Origin of the sequence: Actinomadura decatromicini (assembly GCF_008121305.1) — a bacterium.
Lineage (GTDB): Bacteria > Actinomycetota > Actinomycetes > Streptosporangiales > Streptosporangiaceae > Spirillospora > Spirillospora syzygii.
The window spans coordinates 1465559-1490832 of record NZ_VSRQ01000001.1; the positions used below are offsets into that span (position 1 = coordinate 1465559).

22 protein-coding genes are annotated in these 25274 nt (G+C 67.6%); 6 read left to right on the forward strand and 16 right to left on the reverse strand.

The window, feature by feature from the left end; all coding sequences use genetic code 11:
- Positions 1-30: 30 nt before the first annotated feature.
- Positions 31-819, forward strand: coding sequence for an ABC transporter permease (locus FXF68_RS06055; protein WP_246178340.1), 789 nt, complete (start codon positions 31-33; stop codon positions 817-819).
- A 70-nt stretch (positions 820-889) separates the two neighbouring features.
- Complete coding sequence (locus FXF68_RS06060) at positions 890-1384, forward strand: SRPBCC family protein (RefSeq protein WP_246178341.1); 495 nt, start codon at positions 890-892, stop codon at positions 1382-1384.
- Here the strand turns inward: FXF68_RS06060 and FXF68_RS06065 are convergent.
- Positions 1353-1829, reverse strand: a complete 477-nt coding sequence (locus FXF68_RS06065; RefSeq protein ID WP_148757861.1) for a VOC family protein — start codon at positions 1827-1829, stop codon at positions 1353-1355. The two genes, FXF68_RS06060 and FXF68_RS06065, sit on opposite strands and share 32 nt — an antisense overlap.
- Positions 1830-1918: 89 nt before the next feature.
- On the reverse strand, positions 1919-3799 hold the full coding sequence (locus FXF68_RS06070; RefSeq protein WP_148757862.1) for an ABC transporter ATP-binding protein: 1881 nt from the start codon (positions 3797-3799) through the stop codon (positions 1919-1921).
- A 178-nt stretch (positions 3800-3977) separates the two neighbouring features.
- On the opposite strand from FXF68_RS06070, the gene FXF68_RS06075 reads away from it, so the two are divergent.
- The gene (locus tag FXF68_RS06075; RefSeq protein WP_246178344.1) at positions 3978-5135 is read left to right on the forward strand and encodes an aminotransferase class V-fold PLP-dependent enzyme; all 1158 of its coding nucleotides are present in this window, start codon (positions 3978-3980) and stop codon (positions 5133-5135) included.
- Here the strand turns inward: FXF68_RS06075 and FXF68_RS06080 are convergent.
- Positions 5087-5497, reverse strand: coding sequence for a CBS domain-containing protein (locus tag FXF68_RS06080; protein WP_148757864.1), 411 nt, complete (start codon positions 5495-5497; stop codon positions 5087-5089). The two genes, FXF68_RS06075 and FXF68_RS06080, sit on opposite strands and share 49 nt — an antisense overlap.
- A 265-nt stretch (positions 5498-5762) precedes the next feature.
- Between FXF68_RS06080 and FXF68_RS06085 the strand changes: the two genes are divergently transcribed.
- Positions 5763-7571 (forward strand): D-alanyl-D-alanine carboxypeptidase family protein, encoded by a 1809-nt coding sequence (locus FXF68_RS06085; RefSeq protein WP_246178346.1) that lies wholly within the window; start codon positions 5763-5765, stop codon positions 7569-7571.
- Between the two features lie 15 nt (positions 7572-7586).
- Here the strand turns inward: FXF68_RS06085 and FXF68_RS06090 are convergent, their stop codons facing one another.
- The 5 genes from FXF68_RS06090 to FXF68_RS06110 are packed head-to-tail and all read right to left on the reverse strand — an operon-like array spanning position 7587 to position 12266.
- Positions 7587-9020 carry a pyridoxal phosphate-dependent decarboxylase family protein gene (locus FXF68_RS06090; protein ID WP_148757866.1) on the reverse strand — a complete coding sequence of 478 codons (1434 nt, stop codon included), beginning with the start codon at positions 9018-9020 and terminating at the stop codon, positions 7587-7589.
- Positions 9010-10374, reverse strand: coding sequence for an MFS transporter (locus FXF68_RS06095; protein ID WP_148757867.1), 1365 nt, complete (start codon positions 10372-10374; stop codon positions 9010-9012). The genes FXF68_RS06090 and FXF68_RS06095 overlap by 11 nt, the downstream gene beginning before the upstream one ends.
- Entirely contained in the window at positions 10371-10979 is a 609-nt protein-coding gene (locus FXF68_RS06100; RefSeq protein ID WP_148757868.1) for a TetR/AcrR family transcriptional regulator, read from the reverse strand. Before FXF68_RS06100 ends, FXF68_RS06095 begins: the two co-directional genes overlap by 4 nt.
- Before the next feature lie 52 nt (positions 10980-11031).
- Positions 11032-11661, reverse strand: coding sequence for a LysE family translocator (locus tag FXF68_RS06105; RefSeq protein WP_148757869.1), 630 nt, complete (start codon positions 11659-11661; stop codon positions 11032-11034).
- A gap of 26 nt (positions 11662-11687) precedes the next feature.
- Entirely contained in the window at positions 11688-12266 is a 579-nt protein-coding gene (locus FXF68_RS06110) for a TetR/AcrR family transcriptional regulator (protein ID WP_148757870.1), read from the reverse strand.
- A 97-nt stretch (positions 12267-12363) separates the two neighbouring features.
- Between FXF68_RS06110 and FXF68_RS06115 the strand changes: the two genes are divergently transcribed.
- Entirely contained in the window at positions 12364-13071 is a 708-nt protein-coding gene (locus tag FXF68_RS06115; protein WP_148757871.1) for an MBL fold metallo-hydrolase, read from the forward strand.
- A 4-nt stretch (positions 13072-13075) separates the two neighbouring features.
- Here the strand turns inward: FXF68_RS06115 and FXF68_RS06120 are convergent, their stop codons facing one another.
- From FXF68_RS06120 to FXF68_RS44615, 8 genes are all read right to left on the reverse strand, one after another.
- Complete coding sequence (locus tag FXF68_RS06120) at positions 13076-13693, reverse strand: TetR/AcrR family transcriptional regulator (RefSeq protein ID WP_246178348.1); 618 nt, start codon at positions 13691-13693, stop codon at positions 13076-13078.
- 175 nt (positions 13694-13868) lie between these two features.
- Positions 13869-14405: a peptidoglycan-binding domain-containing protein gene (locus FXF68_RS06125; RefSeq protein ID WP_187437751.1), complete on the reverse strand. Its 537-nt coding sequence runs from the start codon at positions 14403-14405 to the stop codon at positions 13869-13871.
- Positions 14406-14528: 123 nt separating this feature from the next.
- On the reverse strand, positions 14529-15290 hold the full coding sequence (locus FXF68_RS06130; protein WP_148757873.1) for a hypothetical protein: 762 nt from the start codon (positions 15288-15290) through the stop codon (positions 14529-14531).
- An 85-nt stretch (positions 15291-15375) separates the two neighbouring features.
- Positions 15376-16950 carry a serine/threonine-protein kinase gene (locus tag FXF68_RS06135; protein WP_148757874.1) on the reverse strand — a complete coding sequence of 525 codons (1575 nt, stop codon included), beginning with the start codon at positions 16948-16950 and terminating at the stop codon, positions 15376-15378.
- 411 nt (positions 16951-17361) lie between these two features.
- Complete coding sequence (locus FXF68_RS06140; RefSeq protein ID WP_148757875.1) at positions 17362-20790, reverse strand: DEAD/DEAH box helicase family protein; 3429 nt, start codon at positions 20788-20790, stop codon at positions 17362-17364.
- Between the two features lie 30 nt (positions 20791-20820).
- Positions 20821-22014, reverse strand: coding sequence for a restriction endonuclease subunit S (locus FXF68_RS06145; protein ID WP_148757876.1), 1194 nt, complete (start codon positions 22012-22014; stop codon positions 20821-20823).
- The gene (locus tag FXF68_RS06150; RefSeq protein ID WP_148757877.1) at positions 22011-23528 is read right to left on the reverse strand and encodes a type I restriction-modification system subunit M; all 1518 of its coding nucleotides are present in this window, start codon (positions 23526-23528) and stop codon (positions 22011-22013) included. Before FXF68_RS06150 ends, FXF68_RS06145 begins: the two co-directional genes overlap by 4 nt.
- A 240-nt stretch (positions 23529-23768) precedes the next feature.
- Entirely contained in the window at positions 23769-24155 is a 387-nt protein-coding gene (locus tag FXF68_RS44615) for a DUF397 domain-containing protein (protein WP_148758222.1), read from the reverse strand.
- Between FXF68_RS44615 and FXF68_RS06160 the strand changes: the two genes are divergently transcribed.
- Positions 24099-25154 carry an LLM class flavin-dependent oxidoreductase gene (locus tag FXF68_RS06160; protein WP_148757878.1) on the forward strand — a complete coding sequence of 352 codons (1056 nt, stop codon included), beginning with the start codon at positions 24099-24101 and terminating at the stop codon, positions 25152-25154. The genes FXF68_RS44615 and FXF68_RS06160 overlap by 57 nt on opposite strands.
- The last annotated feature ends 120 nt before the right edge of the window (positions 25155-25274 follow it).

Sequence of the window (25274 nt, forward strand, 5' to 3'; positions counted from 1 at the left end):
GCCGGTTCAGGGGCCGGTTCAGGGGCCGGGTTGGGCGCCGGTTCCGGGGTCGGGCTGGCGGCCGCGAGCTGGACGGTCGCCCGGCGCGGCGTCCTGCGGACGGTGCGGACCCCGCAGATCATCGTGATGGGGCTCGTCCAGAGCGTCGCGTTCCTGCTGATCTTCCGGTACGTGTTCGGCGGGGCGATCGGCGGCGCGACCCGCGGGCACGGGCTGAGCTACGTCGACTACATGATCCCCGGGCTGCTGACGGTGAGCGGGCTGTTCGCCGGGATGAGCGCGGCCGTCGCCGTCGCGGACGACCTCGGCTCCGGCTACCTCGACCGGCTCAGGTCGCTGCCGATGCCGCGGCTCGCCGTCATCGCCGGGCAGGTCGCGGCGGACACCGTCCGGGTCGCGCTGATCCTCGCCGTGTCTGCCGGGCTGTCGTTCGCGGTCGGGTTCCGCGTCCACGCGGGCTGGGGTTCGGCGCTCCTCGGGTTCGGGCTGTGCCTGCTGTTCGGGTTCGCGTTCGTGTGGGTGTTCGTCGCGCTCGGGCTGCTCACCGCGAACCCGCAGGCCGCGCAGGGCGTCGGGTTCCTGGCGCTGCCGCTGAGCTTCGTGTCCGGCGCCTACGTGCCGGTGGACACCATGCCCGGGTGGCTGCGCGGCTTCGCCGAGAACCAGCCGGTCACCGCGATGATGGACGCCGTCAGGTCGCTGACGCAGGGCGACGTCCTGGACGGCGGCGGCCACGACGTCGCCGTGGCGCTCGCGTGGACGGCCGGGATCATCGCCGTCTCCGCCGCCGTCGCGGTCGCCCGCTTCCGCCGGATCTGACGCCCGACCCGACGCCCGACCTGACGCCCAACCCGAGGCCCGACCTGACGCCTGACCTGGACGAGGGGACATGAACGCGAAGGATGACGGAATGGAGGGCGGCATGGAGGACCGGATGAGCGGCGAACCCGCGTCCATCGAGGTGGACGAGTTCCTCCCGCACCCGCCCGCGAAGGTGTGGCGGGCGCTCACCGACCCCGACCTGCTGGCCCGCTGGCTGATGCCGAACGACTTCAAGCCCGCGGTCGGGCACCGTTTCGCATTCACCACCCGGCCGATCCCGAACATCGGCTTCGACGGGATCATCGCCTGCCGGGTCCTGGAGCTGGACGAGCCGCGGCTGCTGCGGATCTCCTGGGGCGGCGGCGGGCTCGACACGACGGTGACGTGGCGGCTCGTCCCCGAGGGGCGCGGCACCCGCATGTTCATCCGGCACGCGGGCTTCGACCTGGACGACCCCGTCCACGCCTTCGCCTTCCGCGGCATGGGCAGCGGCTGGCGCTCCCACGTCCTCCGAGCCCTCCACCAAACCCTCACCGACCTCCCCCGGGACGGTTGGGGTTAGGTGGGCTGGGGTCGGCGTAGATGCCCTTGAGCATGCCGGTAGCCTCGCCCACTTCGATGAGGTGGCCGTCTGGGTCGCGCATGTAGCAGCGGATCTCGGCCTTGCGGTCGAGCGGCTCGGTCAGGAACTCGGCGCCGAGGGAGCGGGCACGTTCGTAGAACGCGGCGATGTCGGCCACGCGGACGTTCATGAACGCCGTGACCGGGTCGCCCGGCTCGGGGGCCCTGAGGACGATATCGGGCTTGTCGGGGGTGGGCCCGCCGCCCGGGTTCATGATGATCCAGGTGTTCGCGACCTTGACGATGGCGGGGTTCTCTTCCAGCACGACCTCGCCGCCGAGGACGTCCGCATAGAACGCGCGGGAGCGGGCGACGTCCCGCACGGTCAGGAAGTGCGTCAGCACCAGCCCTTGCTCGGGTGCGGGCAGTTGGCTCCGGTCGACCATCTCCGCGTCCTTTCCGCGTCCTTCCGCGCGTCGGCTCCGACTCACGTCACGGCGTACTCCTCCCCTTCGGTCCCTTCTCCAACCGCACGTCAGACGGCGGGTTCGAGGGGCGGACGGTCGCTGAACTGGGTGCGGTACAGCTCGGCGTAGCGGCCCTCGGCGGCGAGGAGCGCCTCGTGGGTGCCGCGTTCGACGATGCGGCCGTCCTCGACGACGAGGATCTGGTCGGCGGCGCGGACGGTGCTGAGCCGGTGCGCGATGACCACGGCGGTGCGCCCGGCGAGCGCCTCGGTCAGCGCCTCCTGGACGGCGGCCTCGGACGTCGAGTCGAGGTGGGCGGTGGCCTCGTCCAGGATGACGACGCGCGGGCGGGCGAGCAGCAGCCGGGCGATCGTGAGCCGCTGCCGCTCGCCGCCGGACAGCCGGTAGCCGCGTTCGCCGACGACGGTGTCGAGCCCGTCGGGCAGCCCGGCGATGAGGGCGTCGAGGCGGGAGCGGCGCAGGACGTCCCACAGCTCGTCCTCCTCGGCCTCGGGACGGGCGAGCAGCAGGTTCTCGCGGATCGTCTCGTGGAAGAGGTGGCCGTCCTGCGTGACCATGCCGAGCGTGTCGCGGATGTGCTGGAAGGACAGGTCGCGGACGTCGACGCCGCCGAGCCGGACGGCGCCCGAGTCGACGTCGTAGAGGCGGGGCAGGAGCTGCGCGATCGTCGACTTGCCCGCGCCGGACGACCCGACCAGCGCGATCATCTGCCCGGGCTCGGCGCGGAACGACACGTCGTGCAGGACGTCGACGCCGCCGCGCGTGTCGAGCGTGGCGACCTCTTCGAGCGAGGCCAGCGAGACCTTGTCGGCGGACGGGTAGGCGAACGTCACCCCGTCGAACTCGACGGAGACGGGCCCGTCCGGGACGGTGCGCGTCTCGGCCCTCTCCGCAACGAGCGGCTTCATGTCGAGCACCTCGAAGACCCGCTCGAAGCTGACCAGCGCGCTCATCACCTCGACGCGGGCGCTGGCGAGGGCGGTCAGCGGCGCGTAGAGGCGGGTGAGCAGGAGCGCGAGGGCGACGACGGCGCCCGCGTCGAGGTGGCCGCGCAGCGAAAGCACGCCGCCGAGCCCGTAGACGAGCGCGAGCGCCAGCGCGGACACCATGGTCAGCGCGGTGATGAAGACGTGCTGCACCATCGCGGTGCGGACGCCGATGTCGCGGACGCGCCGGGCCCGCGCGGCGAACTCGGCGGACTCCCGGGCCGGACGGCCGAACAGCTTGACCAGCGTCGCGCCGGGCGCGGAGAAGCGCTCGGTCATCTGCGTGCTCATCGCGGCGTCGTGCCCGGCGGCCTCGCGTTCGAGCCGCGCCAGGCGGCTCCCCATCCGCCTGGCCGGAAGAACGAAGACAGGCAGCAGAACCAGGGCGAGCAGAGTGATCTGCCAGGAGATGCGCACCATCACGGCGAAGGTGAGCAGCACGGTCACCAGGTTGCTGACCACACCGGACAGGGTGTCGCTGAACGCGCGCTGCGCCCCGATGACGTCGTTGTTGAGACGGCTGACGAGCGCGCCCGTCCGGGTGCGGGTGAAGAACGCGACCGGCATGCGCTGGACGTGGTCGAACACCGAGGTGCGCAGGTCGAGGATCAGCCCCTCGCCGATGCGCGCGGACAGCCACCGGTTCGCCAGCCCGAGACCGCCCTCCGCCAGCGCCAGGAACGCGATCAGGATGGCGAGCCAGACGACCGTGGACGAGTCGGACTTGTCGACGATGGCGTCGACGACCTGCCCGGCCAGCACCGGCGTCGCGACCGCGAGCACCGCCATCAGCACGCTGAGCGTGAGGAACGCGGCCAGCGTGCGCCGGTGCGGGCGGGCGAAACCGGCGATCCGGCGCAGCGTCGCCTTCGAGAACGGCCTGCTGTCGCGCGCGTGCATCGCGTGGTGCAGTGACATCCACGCGGTGACTTCCATGTCCATGACGAACCCCGTCGATCGTTAGCCTGGTGAGAGCCAGCCTGCGACCTCAACGATGGTTGAGGTCAAGTCGCCGCCCGTCGACTCAGGGTCGCGCGTGGGTACGACATTCTCGCCGGAGCCTCCAGGACGCTCCCGCCCCGCGGGGCTCCGGACGCCTCCCTCCGACGAAAGGGCGCATGTGGACATCGACGGTCTCCGAGCCGACACCCCCGGCTGCGCGAAGGTCGCCCACCTCAACAACGCGGGCGCGGCGCTGCCGCCGCGTCCCGTGATCGACGCGGTCGCGGACCATTTCGAGCTGGAGTCGACGATCGGCGGTTACGAGGCCGCCGAGCAGAACGAGACGGTCATCGCCCGTTTCTACGGTGCGATCGCGGAGCTGATCGGCGCGCGCGCGGACGAGATCGCCTATGTGGAGAACGCGACCCGAGCCTGGGACCTGGCCTTCTACGCCATTCCCTTCACCGAAGGCGACCGCATCCTCACCACGACGAGCGAGTACTCCAGCAATGCCATCGCCTACCACCAGGTGGCCTCGGCCAAGGGCGCCAGCGTGGAGGTCGTCCCAGACGACTCGGATGGAACGCTCTCACTGGACGCCCTTGCGGCAGAGCTGGCCAAGGGCGATGTCCGTTTGGTGTCGCTGAACCACATCCCGACGCACAACGGGCTCGTCAACCCGGCAGCCGAGGTCGGACGCCTGTGCCGGGAGCACGGTGTCCTGTTCCTGTTGGACGCCTGCCAATCCGTGGGCCAGCTCGTCGTGGACGTCGCCGAGATCGGCTGCGACATGCTCTCCGCGACCGGACGGAAGTTCCTGCGCGGCCCGCGCGGGACGGGTTTCCTCTACGTGCGGCGCGAAATCGTCCAGACGCTGGAGCCGCCGTTCCTCGATCTGCAGGCCGCCAGCTGGTCGCCGTCCAGCGGCTATGAGATCCGCGAGACGGCGCAGCGCTTCGAGACGTGGGAACGGTATGTCGCCGGGCAGATAGGGCTCGGTGTCGCCGCCGACTATGCGGCCGACCTAGGTATGCGGGCCATCGAAGAGCGGGTGATCTGGCTCGGGTCCCGGTTGCGGGAAGAACTGGCCGCCCGGCCTGGGGTCACCGTCCAGGACAAGGGCGCGTTGCAGTGCGGCATCGTCACGTTCACCGTGGACGGGATGGAGCCCGGCGCCATCAAGCAGGCCGCCAGGGAACGTGGGGTCAACGTCAAGGTCACCGATCCGCTCGACCACGGATATGACGCGGGCGCCGTCCCCCACTCGGTACGGGCCTCCCTGCACTACTACAACACCGAGGACGAGTTGGACCGGCTGCTGTCCGTCCTGCCCTGACGCGCGAGGTCGCCCAGCGTGACGATGCCCACGGGACGTCCGTCCTCGATGACGGGCAGGCGGCGCACCGAGCGCTCCCGCATGATCTGCGCGGCCCGGTCGAGGGAGTCGTCCGGGCCGACGGTCACCGTCCCGCTGCTGGCGATGCGGCCGACCGGCGCCTCCTTCGGGTCCCCTCCGGCGGCGAGCCCGCGTATCACCAGGTCGCGGTCGGTGACGACCCCCATCAGCTCGTCGCCGTCGGCCACCAGCACGGCGCCGATCTCCTCGTCGCGCATCGCCCGCGCCACCGTCACGAGGTCGAGCTCCGGGGACACCGAGGTAGGGGAACCGGTCATGATGTCGCGGACCTTCGCTGCCATCGCACACTCCTCCTAGAGCCTCGTGGGGTCCGCCTCCGCGGCCCGGGAACGAGGCGGGCCCTACCCGACAGAAACCGGCTCATTCCTGAGGATCCGGGCCGATCAGGCGGGGGCGCGGACGTGAGTAAGGCGCGACATCGGCGCGGCCTGTGCGAAGTCTGCCGAACCTTCTCGATAAACTTCGCATCCTCACATATGCACGGGGGTTGTCGGGGGAAAGACGGCTCCGTCTGCCGGGGATGCGCCAGCCGAGGAGGTCGGGGCCGTGGACGACGCCAAGCAGGAACCGGTGACGTCCGGTTCCGAGGAGAACGAACCGAAGGACGACGAGCGGGAGTCGGCGCGGACGGCGACCGCCGAGTTCGCCGTCCCGAAGAACGTGTCGCTGACCAGGCCGGACATCTCGATCCAGCGTCCCACGCCGCCGAAGCCCGAACCGGAGCCGGAACCCGAGCCCGAGGCGGACGAGCCCGAGGACGAGCACGACGAGGAGCCTGCGGCCGCTCCACCGCAGGGGCCATGGTCCGCCCAGCTCCCCGAGTCCGCGCAGGACGAGCCTGAGACCGCACAGGACGTCCCCCCACCGAGTGGGGCAGGGCCCACGCGCGTCGAACGTCTGCCCAACCTCCCCACTCCAGGCCACACGCCGGAGGATTCTCCGGCCGTCCGATCGTCCGGCCAGTGGGTCGTGCCCTGGGACGGAGGGTCGGCCCCCGCCGCCTCCACTCCCGCCGCCCCTCCCCCGCCGCCCGCATCCACACCGCCCCCATCCACACCGCCCGTGGCGGCACCGCCAGTAGCCGCACCGCCCGCGCCCCCCGCGCCGCCGACGCCCTCCACACCGCCGCCCCCGCAGCCCGCCACCGCGCCCGAACGCGAGCGCAAGGGCGGGCGGCGCGGACTCGTCGTGCTTGTCGCCGCCCTGGTGCTGGTGGTCGGGGTCGTCGCGGGCCAGCTCGTCCGTCCCGTCCCAGACCCGACGGTCAAGCAGCTCATCGCGTCCAGCCACGCCTTCCCCGGCCAGGCCCCGGCACTGCCGTGGCCGACAGTGGGGCAAGCGGTGGTCCACGTTGAGGGCCTCGGGACGATGGGCACGTCCGGTGGGGCGACATCGATCCCAACGGCGAGCGTCGCGAAGGTCATGACCGCCTACGTCTACCTCCGCGAGCACCCGTTGAAGCAGGGCCAGCCGGGCCCGGTCCTCACGGTCTCGCCGCAGGCGGCCGCGCAGATCCCAGCGCGCAAGAAGCGCGGGGAGTCGCTGCTCGGCGTGACCGCGAACCAGAGGCTCACCCAGCGGAAGGCCCTGGAGGCCCTGCTCGTCATCTCCGCGAACGACATCGCGCATGAGCTGGCGCGCTGGGATTCGGGAAACGAGCAGGCGTTCGTGGCCAAGATGAACGAGACCGCGAAATCGCTCGGGATGACCGGCACCCGCTACACCGACCCGAGCGGATACGACTCCGGGACGGTCAGCACCGCCGCCGATCAGGTGAAACTGCTGCGTGCGGCGATGTCCATCCCAGCGTTCACCGAGATCGTGAACAACCGCGCCTACGTCGCCGACGACGGCACGCCGCCCCGCGAGGGCGGGAACTTCCTGCTCGGCCAGTACGGCGTCGTCGGCGGCAAGACCGGCTACACGGACGCGGCCGGAGGCAACTTCGTGTTCGCGGCGCGCAAGAGCGTCGGGGGCGTGAACGTCCTGCTCGTGGGCGCGGTGATGGGCCAGCACTCCCCGACGGCGGCGGGCGCGGTCAGCGCGGCGGAGCGGCTCGTCTTCGCGGCGGAGGCGGCGCTGGTCCCGGCGACGGTCGCGCCGAAGGGCGCCCGGGTCGCCCGGGTCGACGACGGGCTCGGCGGGACGACGCCGCTGCGCGCCGCGGCCCCGGTGACGGTCGTCGGCTGGCCCGGGCTCACCGTGCCGATCGCCGTCAGGGGAAACCCGCCGCACGAGGCGCGCGCCGGCAAGAAGGTCGGCGCCGTCAAGGCCGGAGCGGCGACCGTCCCCCTGCAACTCGGACAGAAGCTGGAAAAGCCGTCCGTCGTCAAACGCCTCATCCGCTTCAACTGACCGCGACGCCGACACCTACCGCGCATAAAGCACGGACAGGAAACGGATCAGCAGCGCCTCGCGCGTCGCGGGCGGCAGGACGTCCAGAATGGCGTTGACCGTCGCCATGGACGGCGCCGCGGCACCACTCTCAGAAAGATCGACGCCGACCGACCTGAGCAGTTCACCGAACCCGGCGTCGTCGAGACCGTCCAGGTCAAGGCCGGCGAGCGCGTCCGCGAGACCAGCCGGAACGTCCGGCGGCCCGGCCACCCTCGCCGCCTTGACGGCGTCGGAAAGCGCCCCGAGAAGGGCCTCCACGTCGCTGACGCCGGTCAGCGTGAAATGCAGGTTCGGCGGAATCCCCTGGTAGGAGAGCTGAGGCTGGAAGAACCAGCCGCGCGCCCGCGCCTCGTCGGCGACGACGAACACGTCGAGTTCCGGGTCGTCCGACGCGACGGCGACGAGCGGAACAACGGGCTCCCCGAGCACCCGCAACCCAGGAATTTCGGCGACGCCTTCAACGAGCCGTTCCGCCACCCGCATCGAAGTCGAGGCGAGTTCGCGGTACCCGCGCGCACCGACCGCGTTCAGAGTGGCCCAGGCGGCGCCCAGCGGCCCGGCGCTCTTGCTGCTCTGCACACCCGCGTTGATGACGGTGTATCCGGGCCATTCCGCGGACGCGAAGTAGGCGCACCGGCGCAGCGACTCGTCCGCGAAAAGGACGACCGACGCACCCTTCGGCGCATACCCGTACTTGTGCAGGTCGCAGGAAAGGGACGTCACCCCGGGCACGGACAGGTCGAACGGCGGCACGTCGCGTCCCGCCTCCCGCAGCCAGGGCAGCACCCAACCGCCCACGCAAGCGTCCACATGGCACGGAATCCCTGCGGAAGCCGCGACCGCCGCGATCTCGGGAACCGGGTCCATGACGCCTTGCGGATAGGACGGGGCGGAGGCGACGACCAATACCGTCCGCGCCGTAATCGCACCAGCGACAGCGACGGGATCTGCTCGGAATGACGAGTCGACAGGAACCTGCACGACCTTCGCGCCCAGGTAATGCGCCGCCTTGTGAAAGGCCGGATGCGCGGTGGTCGGCACCACGATCTCGGGCCGTCCGTCCACCGAACGACGATCCCGCGCCGCCTTGACCGCCAGCATGATCGACTCGGTGCCGCCGCTGGTGAAGATCCCGGAGCCGCCGCCGAGCCGGTCCGCGACCGCGCCGACGACCTGGCGTTCCAGGGCGACGATGCTCGGGAACGCGGTCGGGTCCAGGCAGTTGACCTCCAGCATCTCCTGGAACGCGGACGCGGCGAGGGCGTGCACGGCCTCGCGTCCGGTGTCGTAGACGTAGGCGGTCACCTGGCCGCCGCGCACGGGCAGGTCGGCGTCCCGCAGCCGGGCCAGCTCGGCGAGCAGTTCCCCGGCGGGACGGCCGGTTTCGGGGAGACGGTCAGACGGCATGTCCCTGCTCTTCCTCCAGTTTTCCAACCCCGCCCGCACGGCGGTGGACGGCGGCGGCCCGCCGGTACGCCAACGCCAGCGGCACGCTCAGCGACAGCAACACCGCCGGGACGATCGAGAACCCGACGCTGAGCCCGGTCAGCGCCGACCCCTCCTGCACGACGGGCTCGTCGAGGTCGGACGACCGGAACGACGACACGGTCAGGATCAGCGCGTAGATCCCGGGCCCGAGGGCGAACGCGCCGGTCTCGGCGGCCGTCCACAACCCGGTGAACGCGCCGGACTGGGCGTGCCCGGTGCGTCCGGCGTCGGCGTGGACGGTCTCCGGCAGCAGCGACAGCGGCAGCAGTTGCACGGCCGCGAAGCAGAAGCCGGTCAGCGCGCTGAGCGCCAGCACCCCGGGCACCGACCCGATCAGCGGGTACACGGCGACGGCCGTCACCGCGAAGATCACGAGCGCCGCGACGTAACAGTCGATGTATCCGTACCTGCGGGCCAGCCACCGCCACACCGGGACCGCGAACGCGGTCGGCCCGACCATGCACACGAACATCGCGGACGTGAGCCCGTAGTCGTCCAGCCGGTAGGTCGCCACATAGGGCGCGCCCGCCAGTTGGACCGCGACGGCGAGGGTGTTCCCGACGTTGGCGCTGAGCAGCAGGAAGAACGGGCGGTTCCCGCGCGCGGTGCGCAGCGCGGCGGCGAGGCCCAGCGGACGCGGCCCCGGCCGGGACGGCACCCACCGCGTCGCCAGCGCGCTCCCGACCATCGCCGCGCCCATGAGGAGCCCGATCACGACGCCCATCAGCGCGTATCCGGCGCGCCCGCCGCCGCCGACGTCGGCGAGGGCGGGGGCGATGCCGCCCGCGAGCAGGATCCCGACCGTCAGGCACACCACGCGCCAGGCCATCGCCCGGCCGCGCTCGGCGGGGTCGTCCGACACCTCGGCGGGCAGCGCCACGTACGGCACCTGGAAGCAGGAGAACGCGCTCGCCGCCAGCAGGAACGCGACCCCGGCCCAGGCGGCGGCGAACCCCGGCGAGCCGCCGGGGACGGCGAACATCGCGGCGAACAGCACCGGCACGGTCACCGCGCCGAGCAGCAGGAGGCGGGTGCGGCGGCCGGTCCGGACGGCCTCCCGGTCGCTGGCCGCGCCGACGATCGGGTTCAGCAGGACGTCCCACGCCTTCGGCACGACGAGCGCGACGCCCGCGACGGCCGCCGACACGCCCAGCACGTCCGTCAGGTAGTAGAGGAGCAGCAGGCCGGGGACGGCGGAGAACACGCCCGTCCCGATCGAGCCGACGCCGTAACCGAGAAGTCTCCGCCGCGGCAGCGCCGCCGTCGTGGTCATCCGGCGGTCTGGCCGGGCAGGCCGATCGCGGTCGCGACGAGGCGGCGGACGTGCGCGCGGAACCTGGCCAGCTCGCGCGGGTCGCCCATGCCGCGGCGGCGCCCGTCGCCGTCCAGGACGCCTCCGGCGCCGAACCCGTGGGTGCACCAGACGATCGTCCACACGACGTACTCGATGTCGACTCCGTCTGGCACGACCTTGCGGGCGGCGGACACGACCATTTCCATCAGGGGCCGGACGTACTGCTCCTCAAGGTGCGCGATGTCCGAGGCGTCCGACAGCCAGCGGTGCATCCACAGCGCGGGGATTTCCGGGTGCTCGACGCAGAAGTCGATGTAGCGGTCGGCGAGCGCGACCATCCCCTCCGCGTCGCGCGGCACCTCGGCGAGCGCGCCTTCGAGCGCCGCCCGTTCGGCCTGGTGGGCGCGTTCCATGACGGCCAGGTACAGGTCGCGCTTGCCGCCCGCGTGGTAGGCGACGGTGGCGACGTTGAGCCCCGCCGCCTCCGCGATCATGCGGGTGGACGTCCCGTCGTAGCCGAGCGCGGCGAACAGCCTGGTGGCCACGTCCAGGATGCGCTCCCGGCCGTTGTCGCTGCTGGTCATTCCTCCACGCTAGGCGGTCGACCACATCCCGGTCAAACGATTGATGGAGAGACTAGGAACGGCGGGTGGCGGGCCCGGCGAACACGGCGGCGGCGCCGAGCCCCAGGTAGACGAGCCCGGTCGCGTACCGCTGCCGCCGCCGGAACACGGGACGGGCCCGCAGCCACGCCCCGATCGACCCGGCCGCGACCGCGTACACGATGTCGCTGACCAGGCCGATCAGCGCGAGGACGACGCCCATCACGGCGATCTGCAAGGGGACGGCGCCCGCGTCCCGGTCGACGAACTGCGGCAGGAACGCCAGGAAGAACAGCACGACCTTCGGGTTCAGGACGTTCACCAGCATGCCGTCCAGATACACACGCCGCAACGGCTGCGGCTTGAGTACGGGCCCGTCGAACTCGTCCCTGCCGCGCAACGTCCGGTAGGCGAGGAACACCAGGTACGCGGCGCCCGCATAACGCAGCACGCCGAACGCGGTGGCGGACGCGGCGACGACCGCCGACAACCCGGCCGCCGCCGCGGCGATATGGACCAGCGTCCCCGTCTCGACACCGAGCGCCGACGCGACCCCGGCACGCCGTCCCTCCCCGATGCTGCGGGTGGTGATGTAGAGATGGTTCGGTCCGGGTATGGCGACCAGCGTCAACGCGGCCAGCAAGAACAGCAGAGGGTTAGTCACGGCCCGGACACTAGATCCGCAATGGCCTACCCACCAGGTCCAATCATCCCACTAGACCATGGACCAATCTCAGGCGAGCGACCGTCCGTCAGGGCACGGCGTATGCCGGACAGGCCGTATTCGAAGGCACGGTCGACATCACCTCCGAGCCGGAAGGCGCCGATGAGCTCCATCTCGATGAAGCCGGTGGCCCAGGCCGTCACCAGGCGGGCGGCCTCAAGCGCCTCGTGTTCGCCGACGAGTTCCCTTGAAGCGTGCAGCACCGGGCCGGAGGCACGGGCCAGGGCCTCGGACGGCGCGTCCGCGGAAAACATCAGCCGAAACCCCTCCGGCCAGGACCGTGCGAACTCCCGGTAGGCGCGCACCAGCCCTTCCAGCGACCCGTCGGACGCCGCCAGCCGCGCGCCCAGGTCGTCGATGGTCGCCTCGGCGACGGCGGCCAGCAGCGCCGCGCGGTTCTCGACGTGCTTGTAGAGGGACGGGGCGCGCACTCCCACCTTCTCGGCGACGGCCTGCATCGTCAGCCGCCGCTGCCCGCCCGCCTCCAGCAGCTCGCGTCCCGCGGCGACGATCCGGTCGAGCGAGGTCTTCTCGGGGGTCGGCATCGCTCGTCCTCTCAGAACGAAGGCTATTTGACGTAGCCATCATAGCTAATTATCTTAGCTATCACCATCTCCGCCAAGGTCACAGGTAGGAAGCCCCATGAAGCTCGCACCGCATCTGCACCGCCTCGGCAACGACATCGTGGCGTGCTACCTCATCGACACTCCCGAGGGCATCACGCTCGTCGACGCGGGACTGCCCGGCCACTGGCGGGATCTGCAGGACGAACTCCGCTCCCTGGGCAAGACCGCCGACGACATCCGCGGGCTCGTCCTGACCCACGGCGACTCCGACCACATCGGCTTCGCGGAACGCCTCCGGAGCGAACACGGAGTCCCGGTGTTCGTGCACGCGGCCGACGCCGTCCGCACGCGCACGGGCGAGAAGCCCAAGGTCGCGTTCGGACCCATGCGGCTCGGTCCGACGCTCGGTTTCTTCGGCTACTCCATCCGCAAGAACGCCCTGCGCCCCCGCTACGTCAGCGAGGTCACCGAGATCAGCGACGGCGACGTCCTGGACCTGCCCGGCAACCCCGTGATCGTCGGCATGCCGGGGCACTCGCCGGGAAGCGTGGCGGTGCACGTCCCGATCGCCGACGCGCTGTTCGTCGGGGACGCCCTGACCACGCGGCACGTCCTCACCGGACGCGGCGGCCCGCAACCCGCGCCGTTCACCGACGACCCGGCGCAGGCGCTCGACTCCCTCGACCGGATCGCCGGGCTGTCGGCGTCCTGGGTCCTCCCGGGACACGGCGCTCCCTGGCGCACGTCCCCGGCCAAGGTGGGCGAAGCGGTCCGGAACGCCTGAGGCCCTAGGACGCGGCGGGCGCGGCGAGAGCCCCGGCGAGCACCAACCGCCCGGCCGTCCGGACCATCGTCGCGACCTCCTCCACCGGCTGCCGCAGCGACGCGAGGCTGATCAGCGCGGCGAGCAGCACGTGCCCGAGGACGACCTCGACGTCGTCCCGCTCCGGCACCGGCTCCCCGATCGCCGTCGACAGCCGCTCCCGCAGGAACAGGAACAGGACGTTGCGGGGCTCGTCCACGCTGGAGTCGTCCGAGGTCACGGCCTGGATGATGGCGGACGTGAGGGTCGGCTCCGCCGCCGCGACACGGACGATCCGCTCCAGCAGCGCGGTGAGCCGTTCGAGCGGCGTGTCCCCGACCGCGAGCGCGTCGACGTCGCCCGTGACCCGGTGAGCCCAGGTGGCGGCCACCTCGGTGAGCAGATGGTCCTTGGTGGCGAAGTAGCGGTAGACGGTCGCGCGCGCGACTCCGGCGCGGTCCGCGACGTCGTGCATGGTGACCGCCGGATACCCGCCCTCCAGCGCCAGCTCGCGCGCGGACTCGATCAGCCGCTCCCGCCGCGCCTGCTGATCCTTGTTCAGCGTCCGCGTAACGGTGAACCGCCCCTCGCCGCTCAAAGCCACCCTGCCTTCCCGCACCGCCCGGCCAGCCAACAACCCCCATTCTTCCGCCTTTTCTCCCCAAACCGCGCTACAACCGACCTGCTGCTTCCGTCCGAGCCGCTCCAGTGCCAGGCGGGGCAGCAGGTCGTCCTTCCACGGGGCCGTCACCGCGTCGGGCGGCAAGGCCCTGGCGGGGTCACTTGCCGGCGGGAGTGGAGACCAGCTTGTTCCAGTCCTTGGGGTCGGCGTAGGCGTGGACGGGAAGAGCGTGGGCGCGCTGGAACTTGTTCAGCTTGGTCCTGGTGCGCGGGCCGAAGTAGCCGGTGATGGGCAGGTCGTCGTTGTAACGCCACTTGTTGAGCGCCACCTGCAGGCCCTTGACGCAGTCGTTGCGCTCGCCGTAGGAGAACCCGCCCTTGCCGGTGAGGCTGAGCCAGGTGGAGGCGCCGACGATGCCGTCGACCTTGTTGCCGTTCTTGTACTGGAAGCTGCGCACCGCGGCGTAGGTCTTGGGGCCGAAGTGCGAGGGCACGGCGACCTTGTCGCCGTGGCAGTTGAGCAGCCACTGCAGCGCCCGGACGTTCTCGCTCGTCTGCCCCTGCCGGAGAACCGGCCAGGTGAGCCCCTTGTAGGTGGGCTCGGGGTCGGCCGAGGCGGGCGAGGCCAGCACCACGCCGCCCAGAACCATGCTCCCGGCGGCGAGCCCGGCGACCGCGATCCGCGTGACGTTCATCCTTTTCTCCCCGGTGTGTGGTGGGTTACGCCAGGTGAGAGGTCGGCCGGACAGCGGTGGTTCGGAGACGGCGCCCCGCTGTCCGGTCACGGTCATTCGCGAACATTCCGGCGGAACACGCCGTCACCAGCTCAAAATTCGCGCCGCTCCGCGCTTCACGGGAGGGCGTGCGTCGGCGAGCGGAGCTGGGACGTTGCGGCGGAGTGTCCGCACGCCCAGTGGCACCAGTACCAGGCACAGGCCGCTGGACACCACGACGTCGAGGACGGTGCTCTCCTTGAGTACTCCCATGAACACCACCCCCGCTGCCAGGAACAGCAGGCTGCGGACGAGACCGAACGTGCGTGATCGGAACGCGGCGATGGTCATCAGCAGGACGCCCACGTAGTGGCAGAACGCGGCTGTAACCGGGATTCGCCAGGGGCCGTAGGACAATCCCACGTACCTGTCCAGGACGGTTCGGGTCGTGTGTTCCCAATCCTGAGTTCTGGCCAGTTCAAAGGCGCTCTGGTCCACACCGGCGTAGTACAGCCGGGCGAACAGGCCCATGATGATGAGAATTCCGCCCCAGCGGGCGAGATGGGGTGACCTGGTGGCGGTGATCTGCGCCAATGTGCAGATCGCGGGCCACAAAAGCAAGGCACCCGCGACGAACATCGCGTAACTGGCCGTGACGAAGGTCGGATCGTGGTTGTAGGCGGCCAATTGGCCGCCCGCGGCGAAGGTGTCCCCTGCCACCCGCTCCTGCTCTGGAGTCAGGGTCACGGAATGTGATGCCAGATACCGCAACAGCATGCCCGTCAGCCACACGACAGGGCCGACGATCAGAGCCAGGCCACCGATGACGGGGCCGGGAAACCAGGTGTCGCTCTTTTCTTCGGTCACGCCTAAGACTGTGGATCAGAGGCCCCGGGCATCACATCGGTCGATGGTCAACCCGGTGACGTCACTTTAGTAAGGTGACGGCCCTCTAGTCGGTGGTGAAGGTTCGCATGGCGGCTTCCAGGATCTCGTCGCCGCCGGTGTCCTGCTCGTTGGTGATGGCCGAGTCGAAGATGAGTTTCCAGAGCTGCCCGTCGGCGTTGTAGTACACCTCCTTCTTGCGCCAGAGACCTCCGTCCTCGGGACGGTAGGTCATGGTGAGGACCTTGCTTTTCCGGCCGTTCACCACCGCGTCGGAGAGCGTGATCTGCCGGTCGGTGAACTTGGGCTCGCTCGCGAACTGCCGGTACCAGTAGGTGGCTCTCGCTTCCGGGGGACCGTCCGCCAGGTCCCAGCGGAGGAGGATGAGCTCCCGGTTCACCTGGCCCTCTTCCGTCTGGAAGACCACGCCGCCTCCGTGGTCGAACAAGTCGCGGGCTTTGTAGTTGCCCGGCACGGCGATGGAGGCGCCGAGCTTGTGATGCACTTTCCAGCCTTGGGGGACATTGGACGCCGTCTGCCCGGAGCCACCGGGCCACATCACGGCGGCAACGGCGGCCCCGGTCACGACTGACGCGGTCAGCACGGCGATCGCAGACCGTCTCCAGCTCCGGCGATTGTTTATGGGGCTGGTCTGGCTCTGGTCCGGCCGTTGGCCTCCTATCAGCAGGGTTTGCGGGCTGGCGGCCTTTTCGAGGACGTAGATGATTTCGTCGCTCGGCGGTCGCCTGTGCGGCTCCTTGTTCAGCAGCGCCATGATGAGGTCCGAGAGCGCGCCTGCTTGTGAAGGAGGCGGCGGTTCAGCTCGCAGGACGGCTTGGTGCGTTGCCTGCCACGTCTGGCGGAGGAAGGGCGAGAAACCCTCGATCGCCGTGTAAAGGAGCACCCCGAGCGAGAAGAAGTCCGACGCGGGTCCCGGCAGGTGGCCGAGTATGCGCTCCGGCGCGGTGTACTCGGGCGAGCCGATCAGAGTGCCCTCCTGCGTCAGCGGCCTCTCGCCCTCGATGCTGGCGATACCGAAATCGGTGAGCACGATGCGATCGGACACTTCGATCATGATGTTCGCCGGTTTAACATCACGATGCAGAACCTTTCGGGCATGGGTCGCGACCAGCGCGTCGACGACCGGCAGCGCGATTCTGGCGGCCTCCATCGGAGGCAGTGTGCCCTCGGCGAGAATTTCGGCCAGAGACCGGCCGCGGATCAACTCCATGATGATCCAGGGCTGATCGTCCACTGACACCACGTCGTGTACGCGGACGATCGAAGGGTGATCGATCTGCGCGGCGGCACGTGCCTCGCGCTCCAACCGCGCGAACGCCGCGTGCCTGTCCTCGTCGGGCACGTGCTTGGGCAGGCGGGGTTCTTTGACGGCGACATCCCGGCCGATCACCAGGTCGCGGCCCTTCCACACAGTGCCCATTCCGCCCTGGCCCAGCCGTTCCACCAACTGGTACCGGTCCCCCAATAAATGGCCGGGACCGGGGCGAGCATGGCGACCCCTGGCCGCTTCGTGCACCTGCGACCGGACGTGGGCATCTGGGACGACGTCCGACCTGGGCCGCATCGGCACGCGGCGACCCGCGTCTCCCGGCGTCTCCGTCGCCGCCTTCGCGTCATTCATGAGTTCATAATTCACGCCCCACGATGATCGCCTCAGACTTTCCACCAGATCCACCCGCACCGAGTGCCCACGCTTCACGCGCGTGCTGCGACTGGCTGGATGATCAGCAACGAGGGCTCAGATGCCGATTCGGATGATGGCAGGCGGATATATGATTACATGTCTAGCGAAAGCGGCTCGTTAACTCGAAACGATCAACTGCCGGAGGATCATATTCGCGACACATCAAGGTCCCGAGCGCCCAACTGATCGGCAAGCAGCAATGCCCAGCGGAGGCGGGCACGACCACCGAATGCGAGAGTGCCTCGCGTTGGCAGCCGATCTACCGGACAAGTATTCCGTACTGGCGTGTTGTCCGTTCAGTTGGTAATAGCCTTCTGACTGCCAGACCGCGCCAAGCACAGGGTTGCACTAGCCTGCTTGCGAGTCGGATGGAACAGCGGTAGATCTAACGTGCTCCAGGATATGCTGGATAGACGTCACTTCGGCCTCCGTGAAGAGGTCTTCCGGACCACCAGGGGCCTTCCCGGTGAATGGCGGAACGTACAGATCGCCAATGTCCACGAACCCGTTCTTGGCCACGTAGCTGACGAGGAGTTGGAGAAAGTCGAGCTGCGCGGCCGAGAAAGTCTTCCCCGCTTGGAAGCGGTCGAATGCGGCTGTCGAGGCCTCGTAGTCCAGGCCGGTGATGGAACGGAGGAAAAGGCCGAGATTCCCGTACTCTTCACTGACTTGGGCGATGTCGTCGCGCGTGCCGAACCCGGAGTCGATGAAGACGTCCTCGAAGTGGATGATGTCGACACGTGTGAGCTGACGGTTGCGCAGTAGCTTCTGCACCGAGACCTCGTCCTCGTGGCTGCGCAGGTAGGTACGAACCTTGGTCTCGAACCGGGTCCGGTTGGTGCCCAGCGAGACGCCTTTGAGCTCTGCCTCGGTGAGTGCCCCCAACTCGTCTTTGAAGTCAGTGTAGAGGACGCCTTTCTTGGTCTTCTGGATCAGTTTGGCAAGGCCGCGCACGCGGCGGCGCATCAGCTCCAGCATCGGCAGCGACACGTCCTGCCACCACTCGTCCATGGTGAGGTCCGACAGCAGTTCCCGCTCCCGGGCCACAACCGGGTTGTTCACCGTGGTCGGGTCGAGCAACGCCTCGGCGATTTCCTGGACCTGTTCGCGCAGGGCGTCGTAAGCGGGGTCGCCGTTGAGGACTGCGAGCTGGAGACGGAGCGCGAGTAGGTCGAACCGTTTGGCCTCCTCACCGTTCTCGTCATCGCGGAACTCGGTGGGCAGGCCGGCCAGGTTCTCGGTGATCTCCTCCCGCTTCTCGGCGGTGATCTGCAGCCAGTTCACGGAGTTCTGGTAGCGCTCGACCTGCTCCAGGCGGCGGCGCACCTCGACGTTGCCCGGATTCATGCCCGAGACCTCTTCCTGGAGGCGCGCGGCGAGATCCCGGCGCAAGCCGGTCTCGCTCTGCGTGGCGTCCGAGTCGGGGGACGGTTCCGGCATCGGGTTCCGCAGGTCCAGGCCATAGAGCAGTTCTGTGCGCTCCCGGAACAGGCGTTCGCTTAGGGAGGGCTGAACGCGCCCTTCGGCCGTGGCGATGTCCTGGTTGAAGAACTCTACGTTGCGGCCCAGGTCGAAGACGAAAAAGCCCTGCTTGTCATTGTTGGGACCAAACAGGTCAGGACACAGGCGGGTGCCTCGTCCGATCATCTGCCAGAACTTCGTCTTGGACCGGACGAGCTTGGCGAACACCAGGTTGACGACCTCGGGAATGTCGATACCGGTGTCCAGCATGTCGACCGAGACGGCGATGTGCGGCGGCGAGTTCTTCATCGAGAACTTGTCGATGAGGTCTTGCGCATAGGCAGCATCGTGGGTAATCACACGGGCGAAATCGCCGCGGTGCTCGGGGTACAACAGGTCGAACCGCTTGACGATGAACTCGGCGTGCTTCTTGCTTCGCGCGAAGATGATTGTCTTGCCCAGCCGATCCCCGCCTTCGACCGGGGCACCATACTCCATGAGCGTCTGGAGCATCTTGTCGATGGTGTCGTTGTTGAACAGGAACCGGTTCACGTCGTCGGCGCTGACCTGGTCGGGCGTGCCGTCGTCCTCGTCCCAGTCGAGGAGGTCCCACGCCTCCTTCTCCTGCTCGGACAGTTCGTCGTAGCGGATGCCGCGTTGCGGGAACTTCAGCGGGACGTTCACCGTGCGCGGCGGGACCAGATAGCCCTCGGACACAGCCTCGTCCAGCCCGTAGTCATCGGTCGGGACGCCGTCCTCCAGGTTGAAAAGGCGGTAGGTGTTACGGTCGATCTCGTCCTTGGGTGTCGCGGTTAGGCCGACGAGGAGCGCGTCGAAGTATTCGAAGATCGTGCCGTACTTCTGGTAGACGGACCGGTGCGCCTCGTCGATGACCACGAGGTCGAAGTAGCCGGGGCCGAACCTCCGAAGATCGCCGTCCGTCTCGTTGATCAGGCCCATCATCGTCGGATAGGTGGAGACGTAGACCCGGCCGTCCTCTTTTCGCTCGGTCGTCAGGTTCACGGTCGGCGTGCTGGGAAGGTGCGCTTTGAAGGCGTTGGTGGCCTGGGTGACAAGGGCCTTTCGGTCCGCGAGGAACAAAACTCGCTTGATCCAGTGAGCCCGCTGAAGCAGGTCCACGAGCGCGATGATCGTGCGCGTCTTACCCGCGCCCGTTGCCATGACGAGAAGCGCCTCGCGCTGGTTGTCGCGCTCGAATGCTTCAGCGATGCGCCTAATGGCGCGGCTCTGGTAGTGGCGACCCGCGATCTCATCGTTGATGCCCACGCCCGAGAGGGCTTGTCGGCTGGTACGTCGCTGGATCAGCGTCCGCAACTGATCCTTGGTGTAAAAGCCCTGGATTTCGCGTGGCGGATAGGTAGCGTCATCCCAGATGAAGGTCTGGTATCCGTTCGTATAGAAGATGACCGGACGCTGGTCGAACTCCCGCTCAAGCGCGTCGGCGTACAGTTTGGCCTGCTGCTTGCCGGTCGTCGCGTCCTTTGTGGTGCGCTTCGCCTCGACCAGCCCGAGCGGCTTGCCGTTGTCGTCCCAGAGGACATAGTCGATCCTGCCCGTGCCAGAGTTCGACGGCAGCCCACTGACCGGGTACTCCCGGTCCTCATTCTTGTCGAGCTGCCAACCCGCCTCCTTGAGAAGAAGGTCGATGATGAGGTCGCGGGTCTCCGCCTCGTCGTAGTCATGTGTGTCCGGTTGGATGGCGTTCGCGGCCTTGGCGGCCTTGATCTCCGCGCGCAGCCTGGCGACCTCCTGGTCGAGATCCTGCGTCCTGCGGCGTTCCCTGACGAGCTCCTCTTGCTGCTCCGCGTATCTTTCGGCAAGCGCCTTGATCTCGGCCTGCTTCTTCTTCCGAACTTCCGCGGGTTCCGGAGTGGGGATCAGCGACTTGTCGAACTCCAACGCGGGCGCCGGTGCCATGTCACGGGAGTAATGCCGAGCGACCCAGTAGAGAACGTGGAACAACTCGGCGACCGTCCGGACAGCGTCCCCCCCGCGCACCGGCCCCGGCCGGTGGACGGCCGAGTTCCCCTGTCGCCGGATCACGTCCATCTTCGTGCGGATGGCCGGACCGACCAGATTCACCATCGTCGGTTCCGCGATCATCGCTGCAAGATCGCCGCGATAAGGAAGCTTCAGCGTCCCGTCGGCGCGATACAGCCAGTTGACCGTGAGTTCGAGAGCCCGCCGCGCATAGAAGCACGCGGTCCGCGGATCAGCGTTAGCTAGGCGCTCCGCCCGGACGGCTTCGTCATGAAGATCAGGCCACTCGCCTTTGAGGAACCCGAAGTTGCTCACAGGACACCCCTACCCCATGGGTCAGATGCCTCAATACTGCCACAGCTCCCCCCGAAACGCCCGCTGCCGCAACGACTCAAACAGGTCATCCAGTTCTCGAAGGTGACGCTCATGATGAGCGCGCAACGAGCGCAATTCGTTCACTCGGTTCTGATATAGGCGCTGAAGGCGGAGTGGCGGAATTTTGATCGGGGTGTGCCGGACATCGGAGGTACTGATCGTGTGGAGTCCCGAGGTAGTGCTTGCCGCTCTGAGCAGAAAACGGCGCCCCTCTGCGGAGTTGAGATAGGCAGCCGCATAATCAGGGATCAAGGACGATGCGTCCAGCCGTACCCTGATCAGATGATTCTGATGGATACAAGGCTCAATTGAACCGTCCCAAACCGCTACCCTGCCTATCTCATCGGGGTTGCCATGCCCCTCAACGACAAGCAGGTCCCCGGCAGCAAGGTGCGTCCTGGCCAACTCTCTTTCCGTAACCCTCATTACCTTGATCTCTCTCAGATCAAGTCTGTTACGATAAACGTTGGCGACACGTAGATAAGGAAGCTCCAGTGGATTATTCCTGCGCTTTGCCGTGACCTGCAAGCCGCCTTGAATATCAGCCCTTTCTCCTAGACTATCCGTTGGGAAACCTGCAGTCAACTCCCCGAACATGTCCAGGAAAATGGACTGGGCCAACTCTTCGAGGAGGGTGATCGAGGCCCGCCGCCTCTCCCGCAGCGCGTCCGTTTGATCGAGCACCGCAGCGATGCGTTGCTGATCAATCAGAGGGAGAAGCGGTATTTCGAGGTTAGCAACGAAATTCTCTGGCACACGACGCTGACCAGCGCTACCCGTCATCCGCCGTTCCCCGGCGACGCGAGTTCGCGGCTGGCGCAGGTAATGAAGAAGATAACGATGGTTTAGCCGCGACCGGTCCGGCCGGATGACATGGAACTCTGTCGACCCGGCACCAAGCGTATGCCGCAGGACGGCCTGCGCTATTTTTCCGTTTTCGAAACAAGGGGTGATTTTTGCGAGCAGGAGATCTCCGTCGACGAATTGGGTGTAACCTTTCGCAACTTCGCCAAATTTTCGATCGACACCGCTCGTCGTCTTTCCCGTCTCCGTATCCAAGTCTGCCATGCCAAGAAAGGAAACGGGCGCATTTGGCTGCACCTTGCCACCCAAGGACGGATTTATTTGGGCGACCTCGTTAAGCCTGACCACATCCGAAGTCACTTCAAGATACCTTTCAGGTTCGACAGGCTCTCCTGAATGTCGGACTCGACGCCTTCTAGTTCCTCGATAATCTCCAGAGGTGGGCGATGTTCGATCTCCTCGTGAATAATCTCCTTGTAACGGTTAACGCTCAGGTCGTAATCCTGATCCGCTATTTCCCTCTTTGAGATGCAGAAGCTTTGTTCAGTGCGAGAGCGATGTTGTTCGCTGCCAGCGCGACGGTCCCAGCGAGCCAAGATATCCGGGAGATTATTTTTCGTGTGATCGACTTCCGCCAAGGGCGTACTAGGTGTCGGACCTAGTTGGGCTTCAGCGATGAGTGGAATTCGCTTGTCATCCAGGCTGAAGCCGTCCGCAATCATATCGTAGAACCAGACAGTGTCCGTGTCTCCGCTATTGGTCTTCGTGAAGAAGAGAATGGCGGTAGAGACGCCAGAATAGGGCTTAAAAACACCGCTTGGAAGCTTGACAACGGCGTCCAATTTCTGATCTTCAACAAGGAGCCTACGGAGACCCTTGTGCGCCTTAGTGGAGCTGAAGAGGACGCCCTCAGGGACGATGACTGCGGCGCGACCACCAGGCTTTAGCAGGCGGAGGAAAAGTGCGAGGAAGAGCAGCTCAGTCTTCCTGGTTTTGACGATCTGCTGCAGATCCTTAGCGGTGGTTTCGTAGTCGAGGCTGCCCTTGAAAGGTGGATTTGCCAAGATCAGCGAGTATTGCTCAGCTTCATCGGCGACGTTCTCGGCAAGTGAGTCGCGGTAACGGATGTCTGGCTGCTCGATGCCGTGTAGGAGCATGTTCATGCTGGCGATGCGCAGCATGGTGCTGTCGAAGTCAAAGCCGTGAAACATGCTTGAGTGGAAGTGCTTCTGGCTAGTGGCGTCCAACAGGGCATCGCCGTGTTCGCGTTGGACATATTCGGCGGCAGCCACGAGGAACCCGGCCGTTCCGCAGGCGGGATCGCAAACTTCGTCCTGTGGGCCTGGGTTCATCATCTCGACTATCAGCTGGATGATGTGCCGAGGTGTACGGAACTGACCGTTCTGTCCAGCGGTGGCAATCTTACTGAGCATGTACTCGTAAAGATCACCCTTGGTGTCGCCCTCGCCGAGTGGTATATCGTCCAGAAGGTCAACGGCCTTGGTCAGCAGGTTCGGCGTGGGGATGGTGAACCGGGCGTCCTTCATGTGATAGGCGTATGTGGAGTCATCCCCGCCGAGACGGCGCAGCCAGGGAAAGATAGCCTCGCCCATCATGGTGAACATGGTTTCCGGATCGAGTTCGCGCAGGCGTGCCCAGCGGTGCGCCTCACTGTCCTCGTCGTAGATCGGGTTCTCGATTGGCTTGTTCGTACGGCCAGCCTTGCGCTCCTTGCCGGTCTGGATGTCTTCCAGACGGCGCAGGAACATCAGGTAGGTGATCTGTTCGATGACCTCCAAGGGGTTGGAGATCCCTCCCGACCAGAACGCATCCCAGAGGCGGTCGATCTTGCTCTTCAGCTCACCCGTAATCACGCCAGAACCTTAGTGCATCGTGGCCTTGCATGTTCCCTAATTCGTGCAGGCCAGGAGTGTGGTCCGGCAGGGGCATGTCACCCTGTGCGCGGGTGTTCGGACGACCTCGGCGGACGGCGCGTGCATACCATGCCCCGGGCCATCCAGACTCGTCGTGCCTATAGCGGGGTCACAACCTGACCGTCCGCCGTCAGTGAGCCTTGGGCGCCTCGGCGAGGCGGCGGAAGTCGTAGCGGCTCATCACGACGGTCGGACCGCTGGGTTCTTGCTGTCCCGAATGCCAACTGCCCCCGTGGTCGAGGCCATCTCGATGCAGGCGCCCCCTGAACCGTTGCTACGGGATGCCTGCTTCCACGCCACGGGGCTTTGGGTGGGCGCCACCTCGACACATGCGTCGCCGTCCTCATGGCTTCGAGATGCCTTGCGCCACGACGCTTCACACAAACCCATGCTGCCTGACGACTGCTGTGGGTCTCCTCCTGGAAGTGTAGAGCTAGGTAAGGGTGAGCGTGCAGAGCCGGCGAGCTGACAGGCTGAGTGCGTTGCGGTCCTCGTGGCTCGGAGGTTTCTATGCGTGCAGGTGTTGTGGTCACCGCGCAGCCCGGTGTCGAGGAGCTTGCCGTCCATGCCGAGAGGCTGGGGCTGGACAGTTTTTGGGTCAACGACACACCGATGGTTCACGGTGACCCCTTTGTTGCCTTGAGCCTGTGCGCGAAGGCCACCGGGCGGATCAAGCTCGGCATCGGGGTGACCTCACCGGCGCTGCGCTCGGCCCCGGCCGCCGCCAGTGGGTTCGCCAGTCTCAATGCGCTGGCACCGGGACGGATCATCTGCGGAGTCGGGACGGGGAACACCGCCCGGCGCACGCTGGGCATGCGGCCGACCACGGCGGCTACGGTGGAGACTTTCCTCGCCCAATTGCAGGGGCTTTGTGCCGGACGCACCGTCGAGTACCGCGAAGGTGACCGGGTGCGCGACGTTCGTTTTCTGCACGCTGGGGCGCAGGCGAACACGGCCGACCCGATCGAGTTCGTCGTGGCCGCGCTGGGGCCGAAGGCCGCCGCCGTCGCAGGTCGTCGCGGCACCGGCCTGATCTCCTTCGGCCTGATGGATCCCACCGCCTGGCGCGCGCTCCTCGATGTCAGCCGTAACGCCGCCCACGAGCCCGGCTCCCGCCGCACGCAACCTCGGGCGGACTCCTATCTGGTGACCGCGCTGCACGTCCTCGACGGTGGCGAGGCCGCCGACAGCGATGCGGCCCGGGACGCGACCGGTCACCTCGTCCTGTCGCTGCTGGCCTTCGCCGCCGACGCGCCCGCCTTTGCCGACCAGCTCGGCCCCGTTGAACGCGCGGCGGTGCGGCGGCTCCTGGATCGACGCGGCACCGCTGCGGACGCACCTGACCGGTACACCAAGCTCTATCCCAACTATCTCGGACGCATCGCGCCACAGGACCGTGACCTGATCCTGCCCTCGCTGATGAACACGCTGGCCTTGGTCGGCATTCGCGATGACCTTCGCGCGCGCATTGCCGCTCTGCAACAGGCCGGCGTGGACGAGCTGCTCATCCAGCCGGTGATCGATCCACCGAGCGAGATGGCCCAGCTAGCCGAACTTCTCAGCTAAGGAGCTTTGAACCGCCCTAATGCCGGGCGGTGGTGGGCCCCGGGGGCGGCGGAGGCGTTCGACGCCGCCGCCGCCGACACCGCGGGGGGAAGGCCCGCGGTCAACGCGAGAGCGGAGAGG

Bases quoted from the DNA above. Each gene is read 5' to 3' on its own strand.
- FXF68_RS06100 (WP_148757868.1), bottom strand. From the start codon at position 10,979: ATGACCAGCAGCGACAACGGCCGGGAGCGCATCCTGGACGTGGCCACC.
- FXF68_RS06070 (WP_148757862.1), bottom strand. From the start codon at position 3,799: ATGGACATGGAAGTCACCGCGTGGATGTCACTGCACCACGCGATGCAC.
- FXF68_RS06080 (WP_148757864.1), bottom strand. From the start codon at position 5,497: ATGGCAGCGAAGGTCCGCGACATCATGACCGGTTCCCCTACCTCGGTG.
- FXF68_RS06110 (WP_148757870.1), bottom strand. From the start codon at position 12,266: ATGCCGACCCCCGAGAAGACCTCGCTCGACCGGATCGTCGCCGCGGGA.
- FXF68_RS06135 (WP_148757874.1), bottom strand. From the start codon at position 16,950: ATGAATGACGCGAAGGCGGCGACGGAGACGCCGGGAGACGCGGGTCGC.
- FXF68_RS06160 (WP_148757878.1), top strand. From the start codon at position 24,099: ATGCGTGCAGGTGTTGTGGTCACCGCGCAGCCCGGTGTCGAGGAGCTT.
- FXF68_RS06095 (WP_148757867.1), bottom strand. From the start codon at position 10,374: ATGACCACGACGGCGGCGCTGCCGCGGCGGAGACTTCTCGGTTACGGC.
- FXF68_RS06125 (WP_187437751.1), bottom strand. From the start codon at position 14,405: ATGAACGTCACGCGGATCGCGGTCGCCGGGCTCGCCGCCGGGAGCATG.
- FXF68_RS06065 (WP_148757861.1), bottom strand. From the start codon at position 1,829: ATGGTCGACCGGAGCCAACTGCCCGCACCCGAGCAAGGGCTGGTGCTG.
- FXF68_RS06115 (WP_148757871.1), top strand. From the start codon at position 12,364: ATGAAGCTCGCACCGCATCTGCACCGCCTCGGCAACGACATCGTGGCG.
- FXF68_RS44615 (WP_148758222.1), bottom strand. From the start codon at position 24,155: ATGGACGGCAAGCTCCTCGACACCGGGCTGCGCGGTGACCACAACACC.
- FXF68_RS06090 (WP_148757866.1), bottom strand. From the start codon at position 9,020: ATGCCGTCTGACCGTCTCCCCGAAACCGGCCGTCCCGCCGGGGAACTG.
- FXF68_RS06060 (WP_246178341.1), top strand. From the start codon at position 890: ATGAACGCGAAGGATGACGGAATGGAGGGCGGCATGGAGGACCGGATG.